At 67.7% G+C, this 12,470-nt stretch carries 6 protein-coding genes and 1 pseudogene; 4 read left to right on the top strand and 3 right to left on the bottom strand.

All coding sequences use genetic code 11. The features are described 5' to 3' along the window. Positions 1-66: 66 nt before the first annotated feature. The 3 genes from E4O92_RS02790 to E4O92_RS02780 form a co-directional block, all read right to left on the bottom strand. Complete coding sequence (locus E4O92_RS02790; RefSeq protein WP_135188229.1) at positions 67-2,535, bottom strand: glycosyl hydrolase 115 family protein; 2,469 nt, start codon at positions 2,533-2,535, stop codon at positions 67-69. A 181-nt stretch (positions 2,536-2,716) separates the two neighbouring features. Further along, positions 2,717-3,739: a glycoside hydrolase family protein gene (locus E4O92_RS02785; protein ID WP_206076801.1), complete on the bottom strand. Its 1,023-nt coding sequence runs from the start codon at positions 3,737-3,739 to the stop codon at positions 2,717-2,719. A 79-nt stretch (positions 3,740-3,818) separates the two neighbouring features. Then, positions 3,819-7,181 carry a PAS domain S-box protein gene (locus E4O92_RS02780; protein WP_167759678.1) on the bottom strand — a complete coding sequence of 1,121 codons (3,363 nt, stop codon included), beginning with the start codon at positions 7,179-7,181 and terminating at the stop codon, positions 3,819-3,821. A 246-nt stretch (positions 7,182-7,427) separates the two neighbouring features. Here E4O92_RS02780 and E4O92_RS02775 point away from each other — a divergent pair, with 246 nt between their 5' ends. The 4 genes and pseudogenes from E4O92_RS02775 to lpdA all read left to right on the top strand — a co-directional run bounded on the left by E4O92_RS02775 (position 7,428) and on the right by lpdA (position 12,270). Further along, on the top strand, positions 7,428-8,660 hold the full coding sequence (locus E4O92_RS02775; protein WP_135188227.1) for a 3-methyl-2-oxobutanoate dehydrogenase (2-methylpropanoyl-transferring) subunit alpha: 1,233 nt from the start codon (positions 7,428-7,430) through the stop codon (positions 8,658-8,660). 38 nt (positions 8,661-8,698) lie between these two features. After that, positions 8,699-9,703 (top strand): alpha-ketoacid dehydrogenase subunit beta, encoded by a 1,005-nt coding sequence (locus E4O92_RS02770; RefSeq protein WP_135188259.1) that lies wholly within the window; start codon positions 8,699-8,701, stop codon positions 9,701-9,703. A 3-nt stretch (positions 9,704-9,706) separates the two neighbouring features. Continuing rightward, a pseudogene (locus E4O92_RS02765) lies at positions 9,707-10,865 on the top strand (dihydrolipoamide acetyltransferase family protein). A gap of 4 nt (positions 10,866-10,869) precedes the next feature. After that, entirely contained in the window at positions 10,870-12,270 is a 1,401-nt protein-coding gene (gene lpdA, locus E4O92_RS02760) for a dihydrolipoyl dehydrogenase (RefSeq protein ID WP_135188226.1), read from the top strand. Positions 12,271-12,470: the final 200 nt, after the last annotated feature.

The raw sequence follows: 12,470 nt of genomic DNA, 5'->3' as shown, positions 1-12,470 counted from the left end.
CGCAAGTTCAGACCGGATGGGATCACGCTCCTTCTTACATGGTGCGCATGTTCACGCCATTTGGCATCACCGCCCGGCGGGGAGCGGCTGCGTCAGCACCAGCTTGTCGACCACGACCCCGCTTTCGACTCCATACAGATGCAGCGTGTGCTGGCCCGCAGCGACCGTGCCAAGCGCGGCGGAAACGGTCCTGACGTTGTCGAGCACGCCCTGCGCCCACTCTTTGCCGCCATCCTTGACTTCCAGTTCCACCAGGCGCACCGGACCGTCGTCAAGTGCCACGGCCAGGCGCAGCACACTCCCAGCGTTCGGATAGGTCGGGATCAGGTGCACCTCCGCCCTCGCCTCGCCCGCGTCGAGGCGGACGCGGTAAGAAAGGCGCGGCGCATCAAGCGCGATCCGCCCGGGGTGTACCGGCGCAGCCGTAGCGGGGAACAGCGTCATCGCGCCTGCGCCCGTGTGGCCCAGGCCCGGCACCAGTTGCCAGCGCGCGGACGCGCCGGCGCGCCTTGCGTCAAACCGATCGGCAGCCAGCACGGTCGAACGCATCGTCGCCGGCGCGGGCGGCTCGGATGCGTAGCCTGGCGGCGTCCACTTCGCCAGGCGGAAGGAAGGCCACTGGCGGTCGGCCGGTTCCTGCGCCATCATGTGGCGCCACTTGCCGCCGGCGAGATCCGTATTCCAGTAATCGGTCAGCTTGTCCAGTCGCGCATCGGCTGCGCGCGCGGCGGCCAGGTTGCCACGTTCACCCTCGATAAAGCGCTGGTTCGCCAGCGCCGCCGCGGTCACCGGGTAGGCCACCAGCTCGAACCACGCGTCGCGCTTGTCCTCTCCGATACGCGGCGCAAGCGCCTCCACCCGCTCGCGCAGCCGCGTAAATTGCGCCAGCCGCTCTGCCGCCTCGTCCACCGTCCAGCCGCTCGCGCGCGGCTGTTCCTTGGGCAGCCACCACTGCAGGTGCTCGGGGCGGCGACGGTAGTTCAGCCGGTAGTAGCCGGCCATGATGTCCGCGATCTCGCTCGCGTGCGCGGCGCCGAATTCGCGCCCTGCCCACTCGGTCAAAAACTGCGGCAGATTGTCGGCACGCCAGCGCTTGATGTCCCACGCCATCTGCAGGAAGAACTCGGTATTGATCTCGGCCGGCTTCAGATCACCTACGTTCGCAATCCAGATTCGCTGCGCGCCAGCGTCGTAGGCGCGATTCATCTCTTCCCACACCAGCGCCGGCGGCGTGGTCGACAGCCACAGGTAGGACATCGGCGCGCCCAGATAGGACAGGTGATAGTAGACGCCGAAACCGCCCGCGCGCTTGCGCTCCTGGGCATTGGCGAAGTTGCGCACATAGCCGAAATTATCGTCGGGCCACATGATCGTCACATCGTCCGGCACCTCCAGTCCCTGCCGGTACAGACCGAGCACCTCCTTGTAGGCGCAGAACAGCTGCGGCACCTGCTCCACCTGCGGATTGACGCGGCTTTCCAGCAGCGCGCGCTGGTCGGCGAAAATCTTCTGCAGCAGCCCGACGCGCTCCGGATCGGTCTTCGGCCCCTGCATGTGCGAATCGTGAATGCCGCGCATGCCCAGGGTGTAGAAGTTCTCGTAGCTGCCATTGGTGGCAAGGCGCTCGTCCCAGTATTTGAGCACGCCGTCGCGGTTGGTGAGGTAGTTGTAGGCCGCCGCCGGCTCCTTCCACTCCCCCACGTTATTGCGCAGCATGGGCTCGGCATGGGACGAACCCATTACGATCGCGTACTCGCCAGCCAGCGCCGCGTTGGCGGGATTGCTGTTAAATGGCGGCGTACCAGGGTGCATCGCCGGCCACAGGGTGTTGGCCTTCAGGCGCAGCAGCAGCTCGAACAGGCGGGTGTAGGTTTTCGGCCCGATGCCGCCATGCTCCGGCTCGAAAGTCTTCGCGGCCCACGGCTGCATGCCCCAGTCTTCGTCATTCAGAAAAATGCCGCGGTACTTGACCGAGGGCGGCCCGAGGCGCCGCGTGCCGGCCGCCACGTACAGCGCGTCCTTGCGCGCCGGTGCCACGTCGGCCCACCAGTACCAGGGCGACACGCCGATCGCCTGCGACAGCTCGTACACGCCGAAAGCGGTGCCGCGCGGGTCGCTGCCGATGATCGCCAGCGCGCGTGGCACGCCGGGCATCGGCGCTTCGACGGTGGCGATGATGAAGCTCTCCCATGCGCCATGCAAGGCGGTCGGGTCGATTTTGCCTGAACTGGCCAGCGCATCGGCCACGCTGCCACCAAGGGTCCCAACCAGCACCACTGGCGTGGCTGGCGCCTGCTGCAGGCTGTTCTTCACTTCGGGACGGCGCCCGGTCACCCGCTCCACGTCGGCGGCCAGGTCGCGTACCGCATGTGCTACCACCGCGGCGTCAGCCTGGTCGTACATCAGGGGCGCGGCGGCGGTGCGCGACACGAGCGCGAAGTCGCGAGCCTTGCCGGTTTGCGTGATCCAGGGATCAGCCGCGCCGGCGGCGCGGGACAGCGCGAGTGCGAGGATGAACAAGAGGAATCGCAACATGGGTTCTCTCCAATTGAAAACGGGCGCATAGATGGCGCGTGCGGCATACCGGAGGCGTAGGGGGCGCGGGGCCGCCGAGGACCTGTGCGCACGCTGTACGTTTGAATGCCGTTGACTCCTGCATGCATGCGCACCGCGTGCGCACAGGTGCGCACCCTACGTGTGAGTGCACGAATGCGGTTCAGGGACGTAGCTGGATATGGGTCGGCGCGTCGCGATCAACGCGCAGCCACTCGCCGTCCGGCAGCAACTCGGTGACCTGGATGCTGCTGCGGCGCTGCTCAAAACCGTCCTTCTTCGCATCCGGCCCCCTCCGTCCCGGATGGGTGAAATAGAACAGGAAGGCGCGCTCGCCACTAACGACGACATCTGGGTGTCCGCCCATCACCTGGTCATCGATGCCCGAGCCGGGCTCCGCCAGCAAGGCAGTTGGCTGACGCGTCCAGGTCAGCGCATCGGGCGACTTGAATACGCCCAGGCCCTGCCACAAGTCGATGATCATCCACCAGCTGCCGCGCCACTGGAACACCTTCGGACCCTCGCCACGCTGGGCCACGGCCAGGCCGCGATCGGTCCAGTGCTGCAGGTCGGGGCTGTCGGCGAAATAGGTGTACTTATGGTCCAGCTCGTTGTTGTACCAGAGCCGCCAGCTGCCATCGGGCAGGCGCGCGAGCGAAGCGTCGATCGCCTTGGGTGGCAGCGGCAGGATGCTCGCGTTGCCCCAGTTGCGCAGATCGGTGCTGGTCAGGTGCACGATATGGCGCGGGTGCTTCCAGTCGGTGAAGATCCCGGGCACCACGGTGAGGAACATGTGCCACATGCCGTCGCCGCCGCGCACGATGTCCGGCGCCCAGTGGGTCGCATCAGGCCCGCCCAGCTCGGGCGGGAGCTCGACGTTGGCGGTCCCGACGTAGCTCCAGTGCGCGCCCTGGTCGCCGGATTCGGCGATGCCGATGCGGGTGCCGTGCACCCAGCTCACGCCCGGCAAATCCACGGCGCTGGCGCGGCGGTTGGTGTAGAACATCCACCAGCGGCCGCGCGCCGGGTTGTACACGACCACGGGGTCGGCGGCGCCGTTAAATACCGGGTCGCGAAACAGCGGCTTGTCCGCCACCATCCCCGAATCGGGAACGCCGATGGCGGCGCAGCCGGAGACGATCCAGCCGGCCAGCAGGCAGGCCAGGCAACGCAGAATAAACTTCATGAATCAAGGCTCCGTCAATCGCAGACTCGACGGATTCTAGGCGACATGCGCCGCCTGGCGGGTCGCGGACGGCAAAGAATCAGGAGCTTGATCGGTTCGGCTCCCCGTCCTGGCCGCAATCGGCGATCAGCCTCTCCAGGCTGGCCAGGTCGACCGGCTTGGTCAGGTGGTGGTCGAACCCGCTGATGCGCGACTGCTGGCGGTCGGCCTGCTGGCCCCAGCCGGTGAGCGCGATAATGCACAGGCCCGGAAAGCGGCCGCTGTCGCGCACGCGGCGCGCCACCTCGTGGCCATTCAGGCGGGGCATGCCAATGTCGAGCACCAGCACATGCGGCCGCAGGATCGGCAGCAGCGCCAGCCCGGACTCGCCGTCGTAGACCGCCTTCGCATCGGCGCCTTTGCTGGCCAGTAGAAGGGACAGCGAATCGGCCGCATCCCGGTTGTCGTCCACGATCAGCACCCGCCGGCCCGCCAGCGGCGCGCCCGCCTGGTGCCGCGTGTCGGCCGGCGGACTCAAGGCGTCAGGCGCGAGCAAGGGCAGCCTGACCCTGAACTCGCTGCCCTGCCCCGGCCCCGCGCTGCTGGCCTCGACCTGGCCGCCGTGCATTTCGACCAGGTTGCGCACCATGGTCAGGCCGATGCCAAGCCCCCCCGGTCCGCGGCTGGCGGGACGGTGCAGCTGCACGAACATTTCGAACACATGCGGCAGCTGTTCGGGCGCGATGCCCATTCCGTTGTCGCGCACCGTGATCACGGCCCAGCCTTCCTCGCGCCGCGCGCCCACGCAGATCCGCCCGCCGCGGTCGGTGTAGCGCGCGGCGTTGTTGAGCAGGTTGGTGAACACCTGGGTCAGGCGCACCCGGTCGCCGGCCACCACCAGCGGCTCGTCCGGCAGCGCCACCTCGAGCCGGTGGCTGGCCTGCTCGATCGCCGGCAGGCTGGTTTCGACCGCGGCCGCCAGCACCTCGCCCAGCGCCAGCGGCCTGCGCTCCAGTTCGATCTTGCCGCGCGTGATGCGCGATACTTCCATCAGGTCGTCCACCAGCCGCACGATCTGCTGTACCTGGCGCCCGACCATTTCGACGATGCGGTCGGCGCGGCGCCGCCCATCCGGCTGGCGCAGCAGGTGCACCGCGTTGCTGATCGGCGCCAACGGATTGCGCAGCTCGTGCGCAAGCGTGGCCAGGAACTCGTCCTTGCGGCGGTCGGCCTCACGCAGCGATTCCTCGGCGAGCACCGCCTCGGTCACGTCGATCGATATGCCGACCAGTCCGCGGTACTGGCCGTCGTCTGAAAACCACGGCATGGCCGAGGATTCGAACCAGTGCCATTGGCCGTCGTGCACCTTGCAGCGCACCCGCATCTGGAACGGCTTACGCTGCTGCAGCGCCTCGTCCGCCGCCGCAGCATAGGTCTGCAGATCGTCCGGATGTATGACCTGGTGCCAGCCGTTGTCCAGCAACTCACTCACGCTCATGCCGGTCACGTCGAGGTAGCGCTGGTTGAAATACATGGCGCCACCATCCGGCCCGAGCTGCCAGATCAAAGCGGGAGATGCCTCGGCCAGTGCGCGAAAGCGCGCCTCGCTCTCGCGCAGCGCCGCCTCGGCGCGCGCCTTTTGCACGCGCGCCCCGACCCGTTGCACGCACTCGCGGATCAGTTCGATCTCGTCGGCTTTCCAGTCGCGCGGCTCGGACGCCGCCACCACAGCCAGCACGCTGCGCCGGCCCTGCCGGTACAAAGGCACCTTGACGTAGCTGCGGATGCGCAGCTGGTCGTAGCTGGCGGCTACCGAATGTCCGCTTGCGCGCACATCGCCCACCGCGACCGTCTTGCCCACCGCAACGGCACGCGCGAACTGCTCGCTCTCGAACAATGCGATCGTCAAATGCGCAGGCAATGGCGGCATGCCTTCGGCCTGCCATGAATACGCGATATCGGCCGTGCCGGCTGCCTCGTCGAGCTCGATCAAGTAGAAGTGCTGGACGCCAAAAAACGCGCCGACGCGCTGTCCGGCGGCCGCCACCACCTCGCTTTCGCTGGCCGCTTCGCTTACCGCATCGCCCAGGTCGGCGAGGAAGGCCAGCTTTGCCTCGTTACGCTTGCGGGCGGAAATGTCGTCGAACAGTACCGCGAATCGATCGACGCCGCGCGGCAGCACATGCAGGTCGTACCAGCGCCCCAGCGCCGGTGCAAAATATTCGCGCCGCAGCGGCTGGCCGGATGCCACCACTTCCGCATACATGCGCACCGCCTGCTCATCCTTCACTGGCCACAGCTCATTGCGGGTCTGCCCGACCACACCTTCCGCGGACATGCCGAGCAGGCGTCCCCAGGACGGGTTGATCTCAAGCAGCCGGTAATCGACCGCCTCGCCCTGTGCGTCCCGCACGAGCTCGCCCAGCGCATAGCCCTGGTCCATCGACTCGAACAGCGAACGGTAGCGCGCCTCGCTCTCGCGCAGCGCCACCTCGGCATGCGCACGCGCCACCGCGGACCAGGTGCGCTCGGCGGTCTCCTGCAGCAGGGACAGTTCGAACAGGGTCCAGTTACGCGGCGTATCCTGGGAGAGGCTGAGCGTTGCGACCAGTTCGCCGCCCTTCACCAGCGGCACCGTGGCCTGCGCGCGCACCCCGGCGGCCGCGCAGCGCGCGCCGGCCCGGCTCGGCACCATCGAGCCGTCGAGCGTGTCGTATATCACCAGCATCTGCCCGTTCGCCAGGCGGGCGGGGACCGGGCACAGGTCGCCCAGCCGGAACATGCCGCCCTGGCTGGCCGCGCCGGCGCGCACATAATCGCGCCGCACGATACAGGTGCCTTCCTTGATGTTGCATTCGGCGTAATAAGCGCGCGAGGCGCCGAGGCGTTCGGCCAGCAGGCGGCATGCCACCTGCTCGATGGCGGCGGCATCGGCCAGCGGGCGCAGCGCGTCGGACAGCGCGAGCATGAATTCCTGGCGCGCGGCGTGTTCGCGCAGCGCCTCCTGCGCGCGGCGCCGGTCGTCGATGTCCAGGCTCATGCCGAGCCACTTGTGGAGGTTGCCGCTTGCATCGAACAGCGGCACGGCGCGCACGTTGGTCCAGCTCCAGCTGCCGTCGGCCTTGCGCATGCGGAATTCAGAATTGAAGCCGCGCCGCGCCGCGATCGCCTGCTGCCACAAAGAGAGCGCGTGCGCGCGGTCATCCGGGTGGGTCGCGTCGATCCACCCGTACCCCAGCCATTGCTCCAGGCTCTGGCCGGTGTAGGCGCGCCAGCTCGGCGAGTCGGTCACCACCCGGCCCAGGGCGTCGGTTTCCCACACCGCCTGCGCCAGCCCCTCGGCCAGCGCGCGGAACCGCTCTTCGCTTTCGCGCAGCACTTCGGGCGCGGACAGTCCACCCGGTGCGACAGCCGCGTCCGCCGGCTCTGCTACAGTGCCGCGCTGTTCCGAACCTCGCTCCATGTCACCGCGTATCGATTCTAGCTCAGGACCCATGGTAGCCAAGGCGCGCGGCGGGCGGCGCGCACCTTTGCGCGCGCGCTGGCAACGCTCCCCGCCAAAACGGCTACAGTAGAGCCTGATGGCGCCCACACGGCGTCATTCTGCTGCAGGGCAACATGAAAAATCATTTGCCAGGCACTCACGCGCGGCCTTGCCCGATTTATCATGGCTCTGCCGCAAACTCACCTCACAAGGGGAAGTGTAAATATGAGCCAGAGCCAACCTCTGTCGCTGCATGTTCCGGAGCCCACCGGCCGCCCGGGATGCAAGACTGATTTTTCGTACCTTCAATTAAGTCCCGCCGGAGCCGTACGCCGGCCGCCGGTCGATGTGCCGTCGCCGGAAACCATGGATCTGGCGTCAAGCCTGATCCGGGTGCTGGACCAGGACAGCAACGCCGTCGGCCCGTGGGACCCGCAGCTCGACCGCGACACGCTGCGCTTCGGCCTGCGCACGATGATGAAAACCCGCATTTTCGACGCGCGCATGGTCATCGCCCAGCGCCAGAAAAAGCTGTCGTTTTACATGACCTCGCTCGGCGAGGAAGCGATCGGCACCGCGCACCGCCTGGCGCTGCGCGATGGCGACATGTGTTTTCCCACCTACCGCCAGCAAAGCCTGCTGCTCGCGCACGGCATGCCGCTGGTGGAGATGATCTGCCAGCTGCTGTCCAACGAGCGCGACCCGCTCAAGGGCCGCCAGCTGCCGGTGATGTATTCATCCAAGGAGCGCGGCTTCTTCTCGATCTCCGGCAACCTCGCGACCCAGGTTCCGCAAGCGGTCGGCTGGGCCATGGCGTCGGCCATCAAGGGCGACACCAAAATCGCCTCGGGCTGGATCGGCGACGGCGCCACCGCCGAATCGGACTTTCCGACCGCCCTGACCTTCGCCCACGTGTACCAGGCGCCGGTGATCCTCAACGTGGTCAACAACCAGTGGGCGATCTCCACCTTCCAGGCGCTGGCCGGCGGCGAAAGCGTCACCTTCGCCGCGCGCGGCGTCGGTGCTGGCATCGCCTCGCTGCGCGTGGACGGCAACGACTTTTTGGCGGTGTACGCTGCCTCGTGCTGGGCCGCCGAGCGCGCCCGCAACAACCTCGGCCCGGCGCTGATCGAATGGGTCACCTACCGTGCCGGACCGCACTCCACCTCCGACGACCCGTCGCGCTACCGCCCCGCCGACGACTGGAACTACTTCCCGCTGGGCGACCCGATCGCGCGCCTGCGCCGCCACCTGACCAACCTGGGCTGGTGGTCGGACGAGGAGCACGAAGCAGTGCAGGCCGAACTCGAAGCCGAGGTGATGGCCGCGCAGAAGGAAGCCGAACAGCACGGCACGCTGATCGACGGCCGGGTACCGAGCGCCGCATCGATGTTCGAGGACGTCTACAAGGACATGCCCGAACACCTGCGCCGCCAACGTCAACAACTGGGAGTGTGACCGTGAAGCGAGAAGACCAGACCACCGCCACGGTGGCAATGACCATGATCCAGGCGCTGCGCTCGGCGATGGACGTGATGCTGGAACGAGACGGCAATGTGGTGATCTACGGGCAGGACGTGGGTTATTTCGGCGGCGTGTTCCGCGTCACCGACGGCCTGCAGGCCAAGTACGGCAAAACGCGCGTGTTCGACGCGCCGATCTCCGAGGGCGGCATCGTCGGCACCGCCGTCGGCATGGCCGCCTACGGCCTGCGCCCGGTGGTCGAGATCCAGTTCGCCGACTACTTTTACCCGGCCACCGATCAGATCGTGTCGGAGGCGGCGCGCCTGCGCTACCGCTCGGCCGGCGACTTCACCGCGCCGCTCACCATCCGCATGCCCTGCGGCGGCGGCATCTACGGCGGCCAGACCCACAGCCAGAGTCCGGAAGCGTTCTTCACCCACGTATGCGGCCTGCGCACGGTGATGCCGTCCAACCCGTACGACGCCAAGGGGCTGTTGATCGCATCGATCGAGAACGACGACCCGGTGATCTTCCTGGAGCCCAAGCGCCTGTACAACGGCCCGTTCGACGGCCATCACGACCGGCCGGTGGTGCCCTGGTCCAAGCATCCGATGGGCGAGGTACCGGAAGGCTACTACAAGGTCCCGCTCGACAAGGCGGCCGTGTTCCGCCCCGGCTCGGACCTGACCGTGCTCACCTACGGCACCATGGTATGGGTGTCGGAGGCCGCGGCACAGGAAACCGGCATCGACGCCGAGATCATCGACCTGCGCACCCTGTGGCCGCTCGATCTTGAGACGATCGTCGAATCGGTCAAGAAGACCGGCCGCTGCGTGATCGTGCACGAAGCCACCCGCACCAGCGGCTTTGGCGCCGAACTGTCGGCGCTGGTGCAGGAAAACTGCTTCTATCACCTGGAAGCCCCGATCGAGCGCGTGGCCGGCTGGGATACGCCCTACCCGCACGCTCAGGAATGGGCGTACTTCCCGGGGCCCGACCGTGTCGGCGCCGCGTTCAAACAAGTGATGGAGGCCTAAGCGATGGGCACGCATGTAATCAAGATGCCGGACATTGGCGAAGGCATCGCGGAAGTTGAAATCGTCGAGTGGCGCGTGCAGCCGGGCGAGACGGTGAAGGAAGACCAGATCCTGGCCGACGTCATGACCGACAAGGCCACGGTGGAGATCCCGTCGCCGGTGCACGGCACGGTGCTCGCGCTGGGCGGCGCGGTCGGCCAGACGCTGCCGGTGGGCGCGGAGCTGATCCGGCTGGAAGTGGAAGGCGCGGGCAACGCTGCTGCCAGCACGAGCGCTCCCGCTGCAGCCGCAGCGTCGGCCAATCAGGCGTTGGCCACGCCCGCGCCGGCGGTGCTGGCGCCCGAACCCGCGCGCCTGGCGCCGCATCCTGCCAGCGCGCATCACCCACGCCGACCTGGACGATTACCTGGCTGGCCGCCCGACTGGCACGCGCGCCGGCGCCGACAACCGCTATGCCGAGCTGCGCGGCGAGCAGGCGGTGCCCCTGATCGGCCTGCGTCGCAAGATCGCGGAGAAGATGCAGGTGGCCAAGCGCCAGATCCCCCACTTCACCTACGTGGAGGAAGTCGACGTCACCGAACTCGAAACGCTGCGCGGCCAGCTCAACGCCCGCTACGGCGAGGAGCGTGCCCGCCTGACGCTGCTGCCGCTGCTGATGCGCGCGGTGGTGCTCGCGGTGCGCAAGTTCCCGGAGGTGAACGCGCGCTTTGACGATGAAGCCGGCGTGGTCACGCGCTACAACCCGGTCCACCTGGGCATCGCCACCCAGACCGACGCCGGGCTGATGGTGCCGGTGGTACGCAATGCCGAGGCGCGCGATCCCTGGTCGAGCGCGGCCGAGGTGGCGCGCCTGGCCGAGGCGGCGCGCTCCGGCCGCGCGCTGCGCGAAGAACTGAGCGGATCGACCATCACGATCACCAGCCTGGGGCCGCTGGGCGGCATCGTCAGCACCCCGGTGATCAACCATCCGGAGGTCGCCATCGTCGGCGTGAACCGCATTGTCGACCGGCCCGTCGTGCGCAATGGCGGCCTGGTGGCGCGCAAGATGATGAACCTGTCATCCTCGTTCGACCACCGGGTCATTGACGGCATGGTCGCGGCCGAATTCGTGCAGACGATCCGCGGCTACCTCGAATCCCCGGCCACCCTGTTCGTGGAATAAGCGCATGAATACACTCACAACCACCTTGCTTGTCATAGGCGGTGGCCCCGGCGGTTACGTCGCGGCCATCCGCGCCGGCCAGCTCGGCATCCCCACCATCCTGGTCGAAGGCGCGCAGCTGGGCGGGACGTGCCTGAACATCGGCTGCATCCCGTCCAAGGCGCTGATTCACGCAGCCGAGGAATACGACAAGGCGCGCCACTACGCCAACAATTCACCGCTGGGCATCCGGGTCGACAAGGTCGGCATCGACCTGGCCCGCACCGTGCAGTGGAAGGACGGCATCGTCAAGCGCCTGACCGGCGGCGTCGGCAACCTGCTCAAGAAGAATGGCGTGCAGGTCGTGCAGGGCTGGGCGCACATCATCGACGGCAAAATGGTCGAGGTGCGCGAGGCCGGCCGGGACCCGACCCGCATCCGCTGCGAACACCTGCTGCTGGCCACCGGCTCGCAAGCCGTCGAACTGCCGTTCATGCCCTTCGGCGGGCCGGTGATTTCCGCCACCGAGGCGCTGTCGCCCGCAACGCTGCCGGAACGCCTGCTGGTGGTCGGCGCGGGCTACATCGGGCTGGAGCTGGGCATCGCCTACCGCAAACTCGGCGTCCACGTGACCGTGGTCGAAGCGCTCGACCGCATCCTGCCCGCCTATGACGAGGAACTGGTCAAGCCGGTGGCGGCCAACCTCAAGCGGCTGGGCATCGAAGTGCACCTGCACACCAGCGTGCAGGGCATGGACGGCGGCTCGGGTACGGCTGTTCGCATCCGCGACGACAAGGCCAACGAGGGATTGCTCGAAGCCGACCGAGTGCTGGTGGCGGTCGGACGTCGCCCGCGTACCGAAGGCTTCGGGCTCGAAAGCCTGCTGCTGGACATGAACGGGCGCGCGGTCCGCATCGACAACCAGTGCCGGACCTCGATGCGCAACGTGTGGGCAATCGGCGACCTGACCGGCGAGCCGATGCTGGCGCACCGGGCCATGGCGCAGGGCGAGATGGTGGCCGAGATCATCGCCGGCAAGCGGCGCCACTTCGTGCCGGCGGCGATTCCCGCCGTGTGCTTCACCGACCCGGAGGTGGTGGTGGTCGGGCTGAGCCCGCAGGACGCCGAGCGTGACGGACTGGAATGCATCCAGTCGAGCTTTCCGTTCGCAGCCAACGGGCGTGCGATGACGATCGAAGGCACGGACGGGTTCGTGCGCGTGGTGGCGCGCAAGGACAATCACCTGATCGTCGGCTGGCAGGCGGTCGGACGCGGGGTGTCCGAGCTGGCGGCAGCGTTCACCCAGTCGATCGAAATGGGAGCGCAGCTGGAAGACGTGGCGCACACGATTCATGCGCACCCGACGCTGGGAGAGGCGGTGCAGGAAGCGGCGCTGCGCGCGCTCGGTCATGCGCTGCACATCTAGAGTCGACGTGTAGCTCAGTTCTTCGTAGGGTGCGCACCTGTGCGCACGCGGATTTTTCCGCCCGGTAACGCGAAACGCTGCAGCGCCTGCACCGTTTCGCGCACCTTATGCAAGCCCGGACGCAAACTCTGCCCAACCGTACAGGGTGCGCACAGGTGCGCACCCTAACGGTCATTGCAGAGCGTGCCACCCCGGCGCAT

This window comes from Massilia horti, assembly GCF_004614195.1.
In the GTDB taxonomy this organism is placed as follows: Bacteria; Pseudomonadota; Gammaproteobacteria; order Burkholderiales; family Burkholderiaceae_D; genus Telluria; species Telluria horti.
This window is presented reverse-complemented; position numbering and strand designations above follow the sequence as displayed.

What these genes read in the sequence shown, in the direction of transcription:
- E4O92_RS02790 (WP_135188229.1), bottom strand. Translation starts at nt 2,535, where the DNA reads ATGTTGCGATTCCTCTTGTTCATCCTCGCACTCGCGCTGTCCCGCGCC.
- E4O92_RS02785 (WP_206076801.1), bottom strand. Translation starts at nt 3,739, where the DNA reads ATGAAGTTTATTCTGCGTTGCCTGGCCTGCCTGCTGGCCGGCTGGATC.
- E4O92_RS02780 (WP_167759678.1), bottom strand. Translation starts at nt 7,181, where the DNA reads ATGGAGCGAGGTTCGGAACAGCGCGGCACTGTAGCAGAGCCGGCGGAC.
- E4O92_RS02775 (WP_135188227.1), top strand. Translation starts at nt 7,428, where the DNA reads ATGAGCCAGAGCCAACCTCTGTCGCTGCATGTTCCGGAGCCCACCGGC.
- E4O92_RS02770 (WP_135188259.1), top strand. Translation starts at nt 8,699, where the DNA reads ATGACCATGATCCAGGCGCTGCGCTCGGCGATGGACGTGATGCTGGAA.
- lpdA (WP_135188226.1), top strand. Translation starts at nt 10,870, where the DNA reads ATGAATACACTCACAACCACCTTGCTTGTCATAGGCGGTGGCCCCGGC.